Source organism: Streptomyces soli, from assembly GCF_003999195.1.
Taxonomy (GTDB): Bacteria; Actinomycetota; Actinomycetes; order Streptomycetales; family Streptomycetaceae; genus Actinacidiphila; species Actinacidiphila soli.
This window is the reverse complement of the sequence record NZ_RJVR01000103.1, coordinates 1-15,501: the sequence shown is the minus strand read 5'-3', so window position 1 is coordinate 15,501 and position 15,501 is coordinate 1. Positions and strand designations below refer to the sequence as shown.

The window sequence follows — 15,501 nt, the reverse complement described above, 5'->3', positions numbered from 1 at the left end:
GTGCTCCGGCGGCAGACAACACCGTGCAGCGGGGAAGACCGCGGCGGTTCAAGGCGTTTTGCCTGTATTGGGAGGCGGCACATGACAGAGACGACGAGCGGCCCGGCACGAGGTTCCCGCGTCAAGGCCGGCAAGGCGGCTGCGGCGAACAAGGGCCTGCGCATCGAGCGAATCCACACCACTCCGGGGACGCACCCCTACGACGAGGTGGTCTGGGAGCGGCGGGACGTCGTCATGACCAACTGGCGCGACGGCTCGATCAACTTCGAGCAGCGTGGCGTCGAGTTCCCCGACTTCTGGTCGGTGAACGCGGTCAACATCGTCACCAGCAAGTACTTCCGCGGCGCCGTCGGCTCCCCGCAGCGCGAGAGCAGCCTCCGGCAGCTCATCGACCGCGTGGTCAAGACCTACCGCAAGGCCGGTGAGGACAACGGCTACTTCGCGTCCCCCGCCGACGCCGAGATCTTCGACCACGAGCTGGCGTACGCCCTCCTCCACCAGGTCTTCAGCTTCAACTCGCCGGTCTGGTTCAACGTCGGCACCGCCCAGCCCCAGCAGGTCTCCGCCTGCTTCATCCTCTCCGTCGACGACTCCATGGAGTCGATCCTCGACTGGTACAAGGAAGAGGGGATGATCTTCAAGGGCGGCTCCGGCGCCGGCCTGAACCTCTCCCGTATCCGCTCCTCCAAGGAGCTGCTCTCCTCCGGCGGCAACGCCTCCGGCCCGGTCTCCTTCATGCGCGGCGCCGACGCCTCCGCAGGAACGATCAAGTCGGGCGGCGCCACCCGCCGCGCCGCCAAAATGGTCGTCCTGGACGTCGACCACCCGGACGTCGAGGCCTTCATCGAGACCAAGGTGAAGGAGGAGGAGAAGATCCGTGCCCTGCGCGACGCGGGCTTCGACATGGACCTGGGCGGCGACGACATCACGTCCGTCCAGTACCAGAACGCCAACAACTCGGTCCGCGTCAACGACGAGTTCATGAAGGCGTACGAAAAGGACTCGAAGTTCGGCCTGCGCGCCCGCATGACCGGTGAGGTCATCGAGGAGGTCGACGCCAGGGGCCTGTTCCGTCGGCTGGCCGAGGCCGCCTGGGCCTGCGCCGACCCGGGCATCCAGTACGACGACACGATCAACCACTGGCACACCTCGCCGGAGACCGGCCGCATCACCGCGTCCAACCCCTGCAGCGAGTACATGCACCTGGACAACTCGTCCTGCAACCTCGCCTCACTCAACCTGATGAAGTTCCTCGACGACGACGGCCAGGGCAACCAGCGCTTCGACGCCGTGCGCTTCGCCAAGGTCGTCGAGCTGGTCATCACCGCGATGGACATCTCCATCTGCTTCGCCGACTTCCCCACCGAGAAGATCGGCGAGACCACCCGCGCCTTCCGCCAGCTCGGCATCGGCTACGCCAACCTCGGCGCCCTGCTGATGGCCACCGGCCACGCCTACGACTCCGACGGCGGCCGCTCCCTCGCCGGTGCCATCACCTCCCTGATGACCGGTACCTCGTACAAGCGCTCCGCCGAGCTCGCCGCCGTCGTCGGCGCGTACGACGGCTACGCCCGCAACGCCGACGCCCACAAGCGCGTCATGAAGCAGCACTCGGACGCCAACGGCACCGCCAAGCGCATGGACGACCTGGACACCCCGGTGTGGGCCGCCGCCACGGAGGCCTGGCAGGACGTGCTGCGCCTCGGCGAGAAGAACGGTTTCCGTAACGCCCAGGCGTCCGTCCTCGCGCCCACCGGCACCATCGGCCTGATGATGGACTGCGACACCACGGGCGTCGAGCCGGACCTGGCCCTGGTCAAGTTCAAGAAGCTCGTCGGCGGCGGCTCCATGCAGATCGTCAACGGCACGGTCCCGCAGGCCCTGACCCGCCTCGGCTACCAGCAGGAGCAGGTCGAGGCGATCGTCGCCCACATCGCCGAGCACGGCAATGTCATCGACGCCCCCGGCCTCAAGCACGAGCACTACGAGGTCTTCGACTGCGCCATGGGCGAGCGCGCGATCTCCGCCATGGGCCACGTGCGCATGATGGCCGCGGCCCAGCCGTTCCTGTCCGGCGCGATCTCCAAGACCGTGAACCTGCCGGAATCGGCCACCGTCGAGGAGGTCGAGGAGGTCTACTACGAGGGCTGGAAGCTCGGCCTGAAGGCGCTCGCGATCTACCGCGACAACTGCAAGGTCGGCCAGCCGCTCTCCGCGAAGAAGAAGGAGGCGGCCAAGGCCGAGGAGCCCGCCCCCGTGGCGGCCGCGGTCGAGAAGGTCGTCGAGTACCGCCCGGTCCGCAAGCGTCTCCCCAAGGGCCGTCCCGGCCTGACCACCTCCTTCACGGTGGGCGGCGCGGAGGGCTACATGACCGCCAACTCCTACCCGGACGACGGTCTCGGTGAGGTCTTCCTCAAGATGTCCAAGCAGGGCTCGACCCTCGCGGGCATGATGGACGCCTTCTCCATCGCCGTCTCGGTCGGTCTGCAGTACGGCGTCCCCCTGGAGACGTACGTCTCGAAGTTCACCAACATGCGCTTCGAGCCGGCCGGTCTGACCGACGACCCGGACGTGCGGATGGCCCAGTCGATCGTCGACTACATCTTCCGCCGCCTGGCGCTGGACTTCCTGCCCTTCGAGACCCGCTCCGCCCTCGGCATCCACTCCGCCGGCGAGCGTCAGCGCCACCTCGACACGGGTTCGTACGAGCCCTCCGCCGAGGACGTCGACGTCGAGGGGCTCGCCCAGTCCGCGCCCCGCCAGGCCGAGGCCCCCAAGCCGGCCCCGGTCGCACCCAAGCCGGTCGCCGCGGTGCCCGCGCCGAAGGCCGCGCACAACTCCACGGAGCTCATGGAGATCCAGCTCGGCCTCAACGCCGACGCGCCGCTGTGCTTCTCGTGCGGCACCAAGATGCGCCGCGCAGGCAGCTGCTACCTGTGCGAGGGCTGCGGCTCCACCAGCGGTTGCAGCTGACCGCTGAGCTGAACTGAAGGGGCGCCGGCCTTGGGTCGGCGCCCCTTTCGTCCTTTCAGTACGACTGCAGCTCGACGAGCGTGCCGTCCGGCGTGCGCAGGTGTGCGGTGCGCAGGCCAGGGCCCCAGTCGGGGCGGTCCTGGGGCTCGGCGAGGACGTCGGCGCCGTGGGTCGCGAGCAGGCGGGCGGCGGCGTCGACGTCGGCCACGCGGAAGACGAGCATGGCGCCGTCCTGAGCGGCGGCTCGCGCGGGGAGGACGTCGGTGCCGATGGTCATCGCGATGTTCCGGCGGGTGTAGAGGACGAGGACGGCCTCGCCGTTCAGGTCCCAGTTGGCGTATCCGGCCTCGGGCAGGACCTTGACCGGATCGATGGAGAGAAGGTCGCGCAGCGCGGCCGTCCAGAAGCGGGCTGCGGACTCGAAGTCGTCGACGAGCAGGCGTGGATACAGGGCGTCCATGGAGTGGATCGTATTCCTTTACCCGGAAGGGGAGTTGACGGGTCCTCCGGGGCGGAAGGACTGCTGGTGGGCCATAGGATGGCGCGGTGCTGGTGAAGTGGATTCGCTGCGGCGTCATCGACCGGGCGGGGTTCGAACGAGGGCAGCGGAAGTGGGCGGGGCTGCTGGGTGAGCCGGGGTTCCGGGGACAGGGCGGCGGGTGGAGCCGGGGACAGCCCGGAGTGGCTCATCTGTTCTCCATCTGGGACACGCGGGCCTACCACGACGCCTTCATGGCGGGCTCCCACGACCGGCTCGCCGCCGCGCAGGAAGGGACGTACGAGAGCCTGGGCGTGAAGCTCTTCGAGCACCGGCTGGATGTGAAGGTCGGCTTCCGGGCGCGCTTCGCCGACACCGACGTGCTGCGTTTGATGCACTGCAAGGTGCGGCCGGACCGGACTGAGCACTTCACGCTCATGCAGGAGAAGGTGTGGAATCCGGCGATGGCGGGGTCGCCGGGGATGTTGCGCGGGGTCTTCGCGCAGGGGCCCGACGGCGACTTTCTCGTGCTGTCGATGTGGGACACGGCCACCGAGCGCGCCAAGTACCGGGAAGGACCGGTGGCGCGGCTGTCGGAACGGGCCGATCTGGAGGCGGATGTGCTGGCCGTGGCAGGCGACGTGGTGGACGTCGTGCAGGTCTGGACGGTGTGACGCGCGGTCCCGGCGTGGCCCTGAGCGGGCTGGGTAGCCGGATGTCACAACCGCGGCGGCTGTCCGGTCATCCCTGAGAGATCGGCGATCGGCGATCGGCGATCGGCGGGAAGGGATAGGAACGTCATGACCATGGTCAGCGAGACGATTCTGGTGACCGGCGGCAGTGGTGTGCTGGGGGCCGCGGTGGTGCGAAGGCTGCTAGACACGGGGCGGCCGGTGCGGGTGCTGAGCCGCCGGCCGCAGCGGGCGGCGAACACCCCCGAGAAGGCCGAGTGGGCGGTCGGTGACCTGGCGACGGGGGCCGGTCTTGCCGAGGCGCTCGACGGGGTCGGTGTGGTGGTGAACTGCGCCAGCGACACCAAGGGCGCCGGGAAGACCGATGAGACGGCCACCCGTCACCTGGTCGAGGCGGCCCAGGCGGCCGGTTCGCCGCATGTGGTCCATGTGTCGATCGTGGGGATCGACCTGGTGCCGGTCGGCTACTACAAGGCGAAGCTGGCGGCGGAACGGCTGCTCCAGACCTCGGGCCTGCCGTACACGGTCCTGCGGGCCACGCAGTTCCACGACCTGGTGCTGGCGGGGGTCCAGCAGCTCGCCCGGCTGCCCGTCGTACCGGTGCCCTCGGGGGCGCTCGTCCAGTCGGTCGAGGTCGGGGAGGTCGCTGACCGGCTCGCGGAACTGGCGCTGGGGGAGCCGGTCGGCCGGGCCCCGGACCTCGGCGGCCCGAAGGTGTGGAGCGGAGCGGACTTGGTGCGGGCGGTTCTACGGGCCTCGGGTCGGCGCCGCTCTGTGTTGCCGCTTCCGCTGCCGGGCAAGGCGATGAAGGCGCTGCGGGCCGGCGGGCTGCTGGTGCGCGAGGGCGGTTCGGTCGGGCGGCGCGGCTTCGACGACTTCCTGGCTGCCGCGCCGCTCGGGGATCGTACGTACGGAGCGGCGCAGGCCGGTGACCGGGCAGCTTTGAAGGGAATGCTGACCGGGCAGGTCAGTGAGCGGGGCTGAGCAGCTTGCGCAGCGCGGCGGTGATCTGCCGCGCCAGGCCGGCGTCGACGGGGGCGTGATGGCTGAGCAGCCGATACCACATGGTGCCGAAGGCGAAGTCGACGGCGAGGTCGAGCGACACCTCGGCGTCGCTGAGGTCGCCGCGCTCCACGCCGCGGGCGAGTATCTCGCGCAGGGCGTGTCGGCGGGGGCCGATGACGGTGCCCTGGAGGCGGGCCGAGAGCCCGGGGTCGTGCTGGGCCTCGGCCATCAGGCCGATGAGTGCCTTGCCGGTGAGCTGGTGGGTGATGGTGAAGGTGGCTTCGAGGAGGCTCTGGACATCGCGCAGCGTGTCGCCGGTGTCGGGGTCGAGCCGGACGGCTTCGCGCAGGACGAGGTCGCGGAGGGCGTCCAGGAGGACGGCCTCCTTTGTGGGCCACCAGCGGTAGACGGTCTGCCGGCCTACCCCGGCGGTCTCGGCGATGGCCTTGACGGTCAGGGCCTGGAAGCCGTCGCGCTGGCACAACTCGAGCGCCGCGTCGAGCACGGCGCGCCGCGCCGTCTCGCTCCGGGGTCTGCCGCGGGGGGTCGCCGCTTCTGTCATGGGATCACCTTACAGGCTTTACAGGACACGGTGCCTCGATTATATTTTAACGAGTCACCGTGTCTTGTAATGGGAGTGGGGCAGGAAATGAGTGAGCGGGTCGTGGTCATCGGCGGCACCTCGGGCATCGGGCTCGCCGTCGCCGAGCGACAAATGAAGGAAGGGCGCGAGGTCGTCGTCACGGGTCGGGACGCCGGACGACTGCAGGCAGCGCTGGAGAAGCTGGGCGAGGGCGCCTCGGGAGCCGCGGTGGACGCCCGCGACGAGGAGGCTATGCGTGCCTTCTTCGCCGGTCTGGGCCGGGTGGATCACGTGGTCCTGGCGGCCACCGGGGCGACGGCGGCCGGACCCTTCCGGTCGATACCGGCCGGGGCGCTCCGGGAGGCCGCCGAGGGCAAGCTGGTCGCGCAGACGATCGCGGCCCAGGCCGCCCTCGAGGTGCTCCGGCTCGACGGATCGCTGACCTTCGTCACGGCGGGCTCGGCCGGGGCCGCCATCCCGGGCACGGCCGGCCTCGCCGCAGTCAACGCGGCCGTCGAGGCTATGGTGCCAGTGCTGGCCGTTGAGCTCGCCCCCGCGCGGGTCAACGCGGTGTCGCCGGGCATCATCGACACGCCGTGGTGGGACTGGCTGGACGCCGACGCCCGGCAGCAGACCTTCGACGCCTACGCCAAGTCGGCTCCCGCCGGGCGGGTCGGCCATGCCGAGGACATAGCCGATACCATCGCCTATCTGATCGGCGCCGGCTTCACGACAGGCGTCGTGCTCTCCGTGGATGGCGGCTCGCGACTGCGCCCGTCGACGCTGTGATGGCGCACGACGGGCGGACCGTGCTGGTCACCGGCTCCACCGACGGCCTCGGTCGGTGGCTCGCGGTGCGCCTTGCGGGCCGACCGCCAGGCGTACGATCCCGTCGCCCGCCGCCGACTTCGGGAACTGTCCGAAGGGCTTGTCGCACGCTCCCTCGGCGCGCGCAAGCCGTGAGGAAGGGGGTGCCGGCGCGCCTGCGCCAGAACGGCCACCTAAAGTGAAGTCATGGCACGACCCCGCCGCATTGTGCTTATCCGGCACGGAGAGTCCCAGGGCAACGCCGACGACACGATCTATGAACGGGTCCCGGATCACGCCCTGCTGCTCACCGCCGCCGGCGAGCGACAGGCACAGGAGGCGGGCGTCCGGCTCAGGGAGTTGTTCGGCGGCGAGCGGGTGCAGGCTTTCGTCTCGCCCTACCGGCGGACCCATGAGACCTTCCACCTGCTGGGGCTGGATCCGCGTCTCACCCGGGCCAAGGAGGAGCCGCGCCTGCGCGAGCAGGACTGGGGCAACTACCAGGACGCGGAGGACGTCCAGCGGCAGCGCACGGCCCGGGACGCGTACGGACACTTCTTCTACCGATTCGCACAGGGTGAGTCGGGAGCGGATGTCTACGACCGGGTCGGGGCCTTCCTGGAAACGCTGTACCGGGCCTTCGACAACGCCGACTTCCCGCCGAATGTGCTGATGGTGACCCACGGGCTCACAATGCGGCTGTTCTGCATGCGCTGGTTTCACTGGACGGTCGACGAGTTCGAGTGCCTGTCCAACCCGGGCAACGGCGAGACCCGCATCCTGCTGCTCGGGCCCGACGGCAAGTACCGACTCGACCAGCCCTTCGACCGGTGGCGTACGGCGGAGTCCGATCTGTCGCGGTATCACGGGTAAGTCCGCAGGTGAGTTTGAGCACAGGGTGATTGACCCTGATGACACGTGATGTCAGAGTTTCCGGCGCGATGACCCCTGACTCCCGACATAACGAACGCCTCTCGCGCGCGCTCTCGAGCCTGCGCGGACTGGCCCTGGGCGATGCCCTCGGTTCGCAGTTCTTCGTACCTGCCAACTACCCGGCCCTGCAGAGCGGCACGTTGCCTCCGGGCGGCTGGCAGTGGACCGACGACACCGAGATGGCGTGTTCGGTGGTGGCGGTCGTGGGCAGCCACGGCGCGATCGACCAGGACGCGCTCGCTGCCTCCTTCGCGCAGCGCCATGACTTCGACCGCGGATACGGACCGGCGGTGAACCGGATGCTGCGGCTGATCCGCCAGGAGGGCGCGGACTGGCGCACGCTGGCCTCGGAGATGTTCAACGGGCAGGGCTCCTGGGGCAATGGCGCGGCCATGCGGGTCGCGCCGCTCGGCGCCTGGTACGCCGGTGAGCCGGAGATGGCGGCGGAGCAGGCCGAGCTGTCGGCCTACACCACGCACCAGCACCGCGAAGGCGTGGTCGGGGCCGTGGCCGTCGCCGCTGCGGCCGCGCTCGTGGCAGACGCGGACGGCCCCAAGGACCCGGGGACACTCCTCGAAGGGGTCATCGGCCTCGTACCGCGCAGCGCCGTGCAGGCGGGGCTGCGGCGCGCCCGCGACATGCTCGACTACGCGGACGTGGCGACCGTCGCCGCGGTGCTCGGCTGCGGTCGGCGCACCAGCGCGCATGACACGGTGCCCTTCGCGCTGTGGGTGGCGGCACGCCATCTGGGCGAGTACGAGAAGGCGTTCTGGGCCACGGCCCGGGCCGGCGGCGATGTCGACACCACCTGCGCCATAGTCGGCGGCATCGTGGCCGCCCACCCGGACGGCGCGCCGCCTGCCGATTGGCTGGAGCGGAGCGAGGCCCTGCCGGAGTGGGTCCCCGCCGTCTGAGAGGGCCGAGGCGGCGCCAAAACCTGTCCTGTGTCACGAGCGCGTCACAGGCCTGCGCCGGTAGCGCACCTGGGGGCGAGCTGCGCTGAGCCGGGCGTAGCGTGTCGGCCACGCCGTCGGCTGATCTTGACCGGCGCGCGCCGACAGTCGCCGGTTCTGCCCGCGCCCATGTGCCGTGGCCGGGGCCGGCTGGGAGGGGGCTCCATGTCTGACACACCGTCCGATGCTGTGCAACGGCCGCAACCGCGCCTGCCCGCCTATGGAGGGCCGCAGCAGCCGCGCCCGGCGTGGCCAGGAGCGCCGGCGCCGCCACCGCCGCCGCAGTGGGTCATCGCGAGCCGTTCCAAGGCGCCCGCCGTGATTCGGGCGGGGGCGCTGTGGGCGGTGCTGGCGACCGGCGTCCTGGCCGCCCTTCTGCTCGACGGGGGAGTGGGCCTGAACCTGCTGCTCGTAGCCGCTCCGGCCGCCGTGGGCGGCGCGGTGGCGGCCCGCGCCGCAGGCCGCAGGCCCCGCCCGTGGACCCTGGTGTGGGCTGCCGCAGGCGTTGCCCTGCTTGCCGTGCCCGCCCTGCGGGACGCGGGCTGGCCCGCCTTCCTCGCCATCGTCGCCGCTCTCGCGCTCGGCTCGCTCGCCCTGCACGGCGGCCGCACTTGGCCCGGTGTGCTGTTCGGCAGCGTCGGTGTGTGGGGCGAGGTCGTCTCCGGTCTCGCCTGGGGTCTGCAGGGGATGCGGGAGCGTACCAGCGGCAGCCGCGACCGCTGGTGGCCGGTGGTCAGGGCGGTTGCGGTGGCGGTGGTCCTGCTCGTGGTCTTCGGCGCCCTCTTCGCGGGGGCCGACGCCGCCTTCGCCGATCTTCTGGGGAATCTCACCCCGGACGTGTCGGTCGGCGACAGCCCGCTGCACTTCCTGTTCTTCGTCCTCGGTTTGCTGGGTGCCCTGACGGTCGCGCGCACTGCGGCCTCACCCCGCCGCTGGGACCGGATCGAGGTCAAGCCAGGCCGCGCTCGCAGCCGACTGGAGTGGACGCTTCCGCTTGTCGTCCTCGCCGCGCTCTTCGCTCTCTTCAACGCCGTCCAGCTCACCGTGCTGTTCGGGGGCTACGACAAGGTGCTCGCCGAGACTGGCCAGACCTATGCGCAGTACGCCCGGCAGGGCTTCTGGCAGCTGCTCACCGTCACTCTCCTCACCGTCCTGGTGATCGCCCTCGCCCTGCGCTGGGCCCCGCGCGGCACCGATCGCGACCGGCTGCTCGTACGGTCCGTGCTCGGCGCGATCTGCCTGCTCACCCTGGTCGTGGTCGCCTCGGCGCTGCGCCGCATGGAGCTCTACGTCAACGCCTACGGGCTGACCCGGCTGCGTATCTCGGTGGCGGGGATGGAACTGTGGCTCGGCCTGGTCATTGTGCTGATCATGGCGGCCGGGATTCTGGGCAACCGCTGGCTGCCCCGCGCGATCGTGGCCAGTGCGGCCGTTGGCATTCTGGCCTTCGGCCTCATCTCGCCCGACGGGCTGATCGCGGACCAGCAGGTCACCCGTTACGAGAACACCGGGAAGATCGACCTGGGGTATCTGCGCGGTCTGTCCGCCGACGCCGTGCCCGCTCTGGACCGGCTGCCCGAGCCCGAGCGCTCCTGCGCCCTGGGGGAGATCGAGGGCGGGCTGCACGACGGCGAGGCCTGGTACGCCACCAGTCTTGGCGAGGCCCGGGCCCGTATGATCCTGGCCGACCGGCCGCTTGCGGCCGGGGATCCGTGCCAGGAGGCCGGCTTCGTCACCTTCCGCGAATGACATATCGCGGATGAGATGAGGCGCCCGGCGCCGCCGCCCTGACCTCCCCCGGGCTGGGCGGTGGCGCCGGGCGCCCCCCGACCTTCCCCGTCCGCCGCCGGGTCCTCAGCCCGCCGCAGCGCCGGCCGTGCCGCTCAGCGCCTCCAGGTCGCTCTTGCGCACCCGGATCACGAACACCGCCGTGAACAGGGCCAGCGCGACCAGTGCGACGGCCGCTATGAACGCGGTTGAGATGCCGTGGGCCAGCACCTCGTGGCCCCATGGCGCCGGAAGGGTCTGCGTCTTTTCGAACGCGGTCTTCTGCGCAGGCGTGGCGCGGGCGAGGAAGTCGGGCAGTTGCTTGGTGGCCTCGCTACGGCTGGCCGTACCGAAGACCGTCACCAGGATCGAGAGCCCCAGCGAACCACCCACCTGCTGGGTAGCGTTGAGCAGCCCGGAAGCGGCGCCCGCCTCGTGCTGCGCGACGCCGGAGACGGCGGTGAGGGTGAGCGTGACGAAGTTCAGACCCATGCCGAAGCCGAAGAGGAGCATCGGCCCGAGGACCCCGCTCACGTAGTCGCTGCCCGGATCGATCTGGGTCTGCCAGGCCATACCGATGCCGGTGAAAATCGCGCCGGTGACCAGGAACGGCTTGGGCCCGAGCACCGGCAGGAAGCGGGTGGACAGACCCGCTCCGACGATGATGGCGACGGTGACCGGCAGGAAGGCGAAGCCGGAGGCGATCGCGCTGTAGCCCAGCACGTTCTGCACGAAGAGGACAATGAAATAGAACATCCCGAACATCGCCGCGGCGAGGCTCAGCATGATCACATATGTCCCCGAGCGGTTGCGGTCCGCGAACATCCTCAGCGGGGTGATCGGCTCCCGGGCCCGCCGCTCGACCAGGACGAACGAGACCAGCAAGACCACCGCGGCGGCGAAGGCCGTGACAGTCAGCCCGTCCCGCCAGCCCTTGTCGGCGGCGCGGATGAATCCGTAGACCATCGAGGCCATGCCACCGGTGGAGGTGATCGCTCCGGCGATGTCGAAGCGGCCCGGATGCTTTCGCGACTCGTTGATGAAGATCGGCGAAAGGAAGGCGATGAGGAGACCGATGGGGACGTTGACAAAGAACACCCAGCGCCAGCTGAGCCACTCGGTGAGCATGCCGCCTGCCAGCAGGCCGACCGCGCCGCCACCGGCCGAGACGGCCGCGAAGACGCCGAAGGCCCGGTTGCGCTCGGGGCCTTCGGGGAAGGTGCTGGTGATCAGAGCGAGCGACGTGGGGGAGCAGATCGCCCCGCCGATGCCCTGCAGGGAGCGGGCGGCGAGCAGCTGCCACGGCTCCTGGGCGAAGCCTCCGAGGAGGGAGGCGAGGGAGAACAGCAGGATGCCGAAGATGAACACCCTCCGCCGGCCCAGGATGTCCCCGGCCCGTCCACCGAGCAGCAGCAGGCCGCCGAAGGTCAGCGTGTACGCGTTGAGCACCCAGGACAGGTCGGTGGTCGAGAACGACAGCGCTGTCTGGATATGCGGTAGAGCGATGTTGACGATGGTGGCGTCCAGCACGACCATCAGCTGGCAGGCGGCGATGACAGCGAGGGCGATCCCCGGACGTCCGTCCCGCCACCGGCACCAGGCTTTCGTGGAGTGGTACTCAATTGCGAAGTCGTCACGAGGGTCCCCCAACAACAGTGACTTAGTGAACGGTGGCGTTCACTCTGCACGAGACTATGGGAGCAAGCGTAGTGAACGCAAGCGTTCACTAGAATTGGTTTTTGGAGGTGCCATGATCATGCGGCAGGAAGCCGACGGACCCGCGAAGCCGGCAGTTCTGCGCCGTCGCGGGTCGGTGCTCGAACGGGCGATTCTCGATGCCGCATTGGAGCAGCTCAGCACCGTCGGCTGGGCCGGACTGACCATGGAGGGGGTTGCCGCCGGCGCCCAGACCGGCAAGGCCGCCGTCTACCGCCGCTGGCCCTCGAAGCAGACACTGGTCGCCGACGCGCTGAACTTGTCGATCCCCGAGGTGGGCGAGGTGCCTGACCTGGGCAGCCTGCGAGAGGACCTGCTCAGCCTCGCCGTTCGGATGCGCGACGCCATGTACTCGCCAGGCGGCCTCGCGCTGCGCTCGGTGCTCGACGAATGCGACACCGACGCGGCGCATCTCTTCCACGAGATGATCCTGCGGCGCGTGGTCGAGCCGGCGCAGCAGCTCATCAAGGCCGTCGTACGACGCGGGATCGAGCGAGGCGAGGTGCGTGCGGACGCCACCGGTGACATCGTCGCGGACGTGGTCCCCGCACTGATGATGTACCGGGCCAAGCTCGGTGGCCGGGAGATCGACGAGGCGGACCTGGTCGAGGCCGTCGACCAGGTGATGGTGCCGCTGCTGCGGCCCTGAAGGCTCCGGGGGCGCGGTCCACGCTCTGTGCTTAAGGTCACGAGTAGGGCTGTTCGCGCGTGCCCGCAGGCGGTGCGGGCATGCGCCGGCGGTACCCGTACCCCTCCGGAGGAGACCATGCCTGAGCTGTTCATCGGGGGTCGCTGGACGGCCGCCGTCGACGGGGGCTCGCGCGAGATCCGGTGTCCCGCGGACGGCACCCTCGTGGGCACCGTCGACGAGGCCGGGGCCAAGGACGCCTCGGCCGCGATCGCCGCCGCGCGTGACGCCTTCGATCACGGCCCCTGGCCGCACACCCCGGCGGCTGAACGGGCCGGGCTGCTTCTGCGCGTGGCCGGCCTCATCGAGCGGGACAAGGCGGCACTGGCCCGGGCCGAATCACTCGATACGGGTAAGCGACTGGTGGAGTCCGAGTACGACATGGACGACATCGCCAACTGCTTCCGCTACTTCGGCAACCTGGTCGCCGCAGGAAGCACCGGCCGGGTGGTGGACACCGGCAACCCGGCGGTGGACAGCCGCGTCGTCCACGAACCAGTCGGCGTCTGCGCCTTGATCACCCCGTGGAACTACCCGCTGCTGCAGACCGCCTGGAAAGTCGCCCCGGCCATCGGCGCGGGCAACACCTTCATACTCAAGCCCAGTGAGCTCACTCCGCACACCGCCATCCACTTGATGCGGCTGCTCCAGGAGGCTGGCCTGCCCGACGGCGTCGCCAACCTCGTGCTCGGAGCCGGACCGATGGCCGGGGCCCCGCTGTCCGAGGACGAGCGCGTCGACATGGTCTCCTTCACCGGCGGGCTGGTTACCGGCCGGCGGATCATGGCCGCGGCCGCGCCGACCGTGAAGAAGGTCGCCCTTGAGCTTGGTGGCAAGAACCCCGACATCGTCTTCGCCGACGCCGACTTCGACACCGCTGTCGACTACGCCCTCATGGCGGTCTTCCTGCACTCCGGCCAGGTCTGCTCGGCCGGCGCCCGGCTGCTCGTACAGGAGGAGATCGCCGATCGCTTCGTCGACGTGGTGGTCGCGGGCGCCCGGCGGATCCGGCTCGGCGGTCCTTTCGACGAGCAGGCCCGCACCGGGCCGCTGATCTCGGCCGCACACCGCGACAAGGTCGAGGCCTACGTCGCCGCCGGGATCGCCGAAGGCGCCATACTGCGCTGCGGCGGGGCCCGTCCCGAGGACCCCGCGCTGAAGGACGGCTTCTACTACCGGCCGACCGTCCTGGACTCGTGCCATGCCGGGATGACGGTGATCCGCGACGAATCCTTCGGGCCGGTCCTGACCGTGGAGCGCTTCACGAGCGAGGAGGAGGCGCTCGCGCTCGCCAACGGGACCGTCTACGGACTCACGGGCGCCGTCTGGACCACGGACGAGGCCCGGGCCGCGCGGGTCGCCGCCGGGCTGCGGGCCGGCACGGTGTGGATCAACGACTTCCACCCGTACGTGCCCCAGGCGGAGTGGGGCGGCATGAAGCAGTCGGGCTTCGGCCGCGAACTCGGGCCCACGGGCCTGGCTGAGTACCAGGAGTCCAAGCACATCTGGCGCAACACCGCCGCGGTGCCGCAGCGCTGGTTCGACTGACGCAAGCCCCGGGAGACTTCTCGGTGGTCACCAGCATCGCCATCATCATGATCTACCCCGCGTATCTGCTGGTCACGCTGCCGATGCTGGTCCAGCGGCTGCGCGGCAACTGGCACGGAGCGGGAAAGGGCCGCTTATCGCTTGGCCGCTTCGGCCTGCCGGTGAACCTCCTCGCGGTGCTGTGGGGCACGGCCATGACGATCAACCTGATGTGGCCGCGCGCCGCCGTCTACAACGCTTCTGGCCCCCGGCACTGGTACCTGCGCTGGGGCGCCGTGCTCTTCGTCGGGGTGGTCGCGCTCGGCGGCTTCTCCTACTACTGGCTGGTGCAGCAGCACCGTACGGGCGTGCTCGCCGAACACCAGGCACCTGCGCAAGAGGCGTGAAAGGCGGGGCGTAGGCTTGGCCTTGCCATGCCCTACCAACCACCCACCCACAGCGTCGAGCGCTCCCTGCGCGCCACCCTCGGAGCCAAGATCGTTGTCGGCATCGACGAGGTGGGCCGAGGTGCCTGGGCCGGGCCCGTCACCGTGTGCGCCGCCGTCACCGGGCTGCGCAGGCCGCCGGACGGGCTCACCGACTCCAAGCTGCTCACCGAGAAGCGCCGCAACGAGCTGGCGGCGGTGCTGGCCGGCTGGGTGACCGCGTACGCCCTCGGTCACGCTTCGCCGGAGGAGATCGACGAGCTCGGGATGACGGCCGCGCTGCGGCTCGCCGCCGTACGCGCCCTGGGGGTGCTGCCGGTGGTGCCGGACGCGATCATCCTCGACGGCAAGCACGACTACCTGGGCGGTCCGTGGCGGGTCCGTACGGTGATCAAGGGTGACCAGTCGTGCGTCGCCGTCGCGGCGGCGTCCGTGATCGCCAAGGTGCACCGGGACGCCATGATGGCGGAACTCGGCGCAGGCCATGCCCCGTTCCGCTTCGAGGACAACGCCGGGTACCCTTCGCCGGTGCACCGCGCCGCGCTGGAGGAGCTGGGACCCACCCCGCACCACCGGTTGTCGTGGGCGTACCTCGACGCGCTGCCGCGCTGGCAGCACCTGAAGAAGGTGCGGGCCGGGGCGATGGCGGACCCTGGGGAGCAGCTCGGTTTCGAATTCTGACCCGAGTTGTGACCTACCCGCCGCTGCGCCCGCAAGGTGCATTTGATAGACATCACCACATGCCTCTCTCCTCCGAGGAGCCTCAGATTCACGAGAGTGTCCCGGGTCCCCGCACAGCACCGGCCACCGGCCGTCCCGCGTCGACCCCCCGCCCTGTCCCCGGTCCCGGGCCACGGCCCGCCGCACCCCGTCCCGCGCCTCCGCGTGGCGCTCCTGCCGTGAACGCCCGGCCCGGCCGCCCCGGCCCGGCCC

12 protein-coding genes and 2 pseudogenes are annotated in these 15,501 nt (G+C 70.3%); 11 read left to right on the top strand and 3 right to left on the bottom strand.

All coding sequences use genetic code 11. The features are described from left to right. Window positions 1-81 precede the first annotated feature (81 nt). Window positions 82-2,973, top strand: coding sequence for a vitamin B12-dependent ribonucleotide reductase (locus EFK10_RS08435; protein ID WP_127355117.1), 2,892 nt, complete (start codon window positions 82-84; stop codon window positions 2,971-2,973). Window positions 2,974-3,028: 55 nt separating this feature from the next. On the opposite strand, the gene EFK10_RS08430 is transcribed toward EFK10_RS08435, so the two are convergent. Further along, window positions 3,029-3,433, bottom strand: coding sequence for a VOC family protein (locus EFK10_RS08430; protein ID WP_127355116.1), 405 nt, complete (start codon window positions 3,431-3,433; stop codon window positions 3,029-3,031). 86 nt (window positions 3,434-3,519) lie between these two features. Here EFK10_RS08430 and EFK10_RS08425 point away from each other — a divergent pair, with 86 nt between their 5' ends. Both EFK10_RS08425 and EFK10_RS08420 read left to right on the top strand, forming a co-directional pair. Further along, on the top strand, window positions 3,520-4,125 hold the full coding sequence (locus EFK10_RS08425; protein ID WP_127355115.1) for a YdbC family protein: 606 nt from the start codon (window positions 3,520-3,522) through the stop codon (window positions 4,123-4,125). 126 nt (window positions 4,126-4,251) lie between these two features. Further along, entirely contained in the window at window positions 4,252-5,127 is an 876-nt protein-coding gene (locus EFK10_RS08420; protein ID WP_206305362.1) for an SDR family oxidoreductase, read from the top strand. Here the strand turns inward: EFK10_RS08420 and EFK10_RS08415 are convergent. Continuing rightward, window positions 5,111-5,710, bottom strand: a complete 600-nt coding sequence (locus EFK10_RS08415) for a TetR/AcrR family transcriptional regulator (RefSeq protein WP_127355114.1) — start codon at window positions 5,708-5,710, stop codon at window positions 5,111-5,113. The genes EFK10_RS08420 and EFK10_RS08415 overlap by 17 nt on opposite strands. A gap of 87 nt (window positions 5,711-5,797) precedes the next feature. Here EFK10_RS08415 and EFK10_RS08410 point away from each other — a divergent pair, with 87 nt between their 5' ends. The 4 genes from EFK10_RS08410 to EFK10_RS08395 all read left to right on the top strand — a co-directional run bounded on the left by EFK10_RS08410 (window position 5,798) and on the right by EFK10_RS08395 (window position 10,173). Next, window positions 5,798-6,520 (top strand): SDR family oxidoreductase, encoded by a 723-nt coding sequence (locus EFK10_RS08410; RefSeq protein ID WP_127355113.1) that lies wholly within the window; start codon window positions 5,798-5,800, stop codon window positions 6,518-6,520. Window positions 6,521-6,745: 225 nt separating this feature from the next. Beyond that, window positions 6,746-7,411: a histidine phosphatase family protein gene (locus tag EFK10_RS08405; RefSeq protein WP_127355112.1), complete on the top strand. Its 666-nt coding sequence runs from the start codon at window positions 6,746-6,748 to the stop codon at window positions 7,409-7,411. 68 nt (window positions 7,412-7,479) lie between these two features. Next, window positions 7,480-8,385, top strand: a complete 906-nt coding sequence (locus EFK10_RS08400; protein ID WP_127355111.1) for an ADP-ribosylglycohydrolase family protein — start codon at window positions 7,480-7,482, stop codon at window positions 8,383-8,385. 204 nt (window positions 8,386-8,589) lie between these two features. Next, window positions 8,590-10,173, top strand: coding sequence for a DUF4153 domain-containing protein (locus EFK10_RS08395; protein WP_127355110.1), 1,584 nt, complete (start codon window positions 8,590-8,592; stop codon window positions 10,171-10,173). 105 nt (window positions 10,174-10,278) lie between these two features. Here EFK10_RS08395 and EFK10_RS08390 read toward each other — a convergent pair. Beyond that, window positions 10,279-11,828, bottom strand: a pseudogene (locus EFK10_RS08390) (MFS transporter). A gap of 113 nt (window positions 11,829-11,941) precedes the next feature. On the opposite strand from EFK10_RS08390, the gene EFK10_RS08385 reads away from it, so the two are divergent. The 4 genes and pseudogenes from EFK10_RS08385 (at window position 11,942) to EFK10_RS08370 (ending at window position 15,249) form a co-directional block, all read left to right on the top strand. Further along, window positions 11,942-12,556: a TetR/AcrR family transcriptional regulator gene (locus EFK10_RS08385; protein WP_127355109.1), complete on the top strand. Its 615-nt coding sequence runs from the start codon at window positions 11,942-11,944 to the stop codon at window positions 12,554-12,556. A gap of 117 nt (window positions 12,557-12,673) precedes the next feature. Further along, window positions 12,674-14,143 carry an aldehyde dehydrogenase family protein gene (locus EFK10_RS08380; protein ID WP_127355108.1) on the top strand — a complete coding sequence of 490 codons (1,470 nt, stop codon included), beginning with the start codon at window positions 12,674-12,676 and terminating at the stop codon, window positions 14,141-14,143. An 8-nt stretch (window positions 14,144-14,151) separates the two neighbouring features. Further along, a pseudogene (locus EFK10_RS08375) lies at window positions 14,152-14,529 on the top strand (amino acid permease); the annotation flags it as partial. 27 nt (window positions 14,530-14,556) lie between these two features. Further along, on the top strand, window positions 14,557-15,249 hold the full coding sequence (locus EFK10_RS08370; RefSeq protein ID WP_127355107.1) for a ribonuclease HII: 693 nt from the start codon (window positions 14,557-14,559) through the stop codon (window positions 15,247-15,249). Window positions 15,250-15,501: the final 252 nt, after the last annotated feature.

Coding starts and splice junctions, on each gene's coding strand:
- EFK10_RS08380 (WP_127355108.1), top strand. CDS start 12,674: ATGCCTGAGCTGTTCATCGGGGGTCGCTGGACGGCCGCCGTCGACGGG.
- EFK10_RS08430 (WP_127355116.1), bottom strand. CDS start 3,433: ATGGACGCCCTGTATCCACGCCTGCTCGTCGACGACTTCGAGTCCGCA.
- EFK10_RS08405 (WP_127355112.1), top strand. CDS start 6,746: ATGGCACGACCCCGCCGCATTGTGCTTATCCGGCACGGAGAGTCCCAG.
- EFK10_RS08395 (WP_127355110.1), top strand. CDS start 8,590: ATGTCTGACACACCGTCCGATGCTGTGCAACGGCCGCAACCGCGCCTG.
- EFK10_RS08370 (WP_127355107.1), top strand. CDS start 14,557: ATGCCCTACCAACCACCCACCCACAGCGTCGAGCGCTCCCTGCGCGCC.
- EFK10_RS08410 (WP_127355113.1), top strand. CDS start 5,798: ATGAGTGAGCGGGTCGTGGTCATCGGCGGCACCTCGGGCATCGGGCTC.
- EFK10_RS08415 (WP_127355114.1), bottom strand. CDS start 5,710: ATGACAGAAGCGGCGACCCCCCGCGGCAGACCCCGGAGCGAGACGGCG.
- EFK10_RS08400 (WP_127355111.1), top strand. CDS start 7,480: ATGACCCCTGACTCCCGACATAACGAACGCCTCTCGCGCGCGCTCTCG.
- EFK10_RS08420 (WP_206305362.1), top strand. CDS start 4,252: ATGACCATGGTCAGCGAGACGATTCTGGTGACCGGCGGCAGTGGTGTG.
- EFK10_RS08385 (WP_127355109.1), top strand. CDS start 11,942: ATGATCATGCGGCAGGAAGCCGACGGACCCGCGAAGCCGGCAGTTCTG.
- EFK10_RS08435 (WP_127355117.1), top strand. CDS start 82: ATGACAGAGACGACGAGCGGCCCGGCACGAGGTTCCCGCGTCAAGGCC.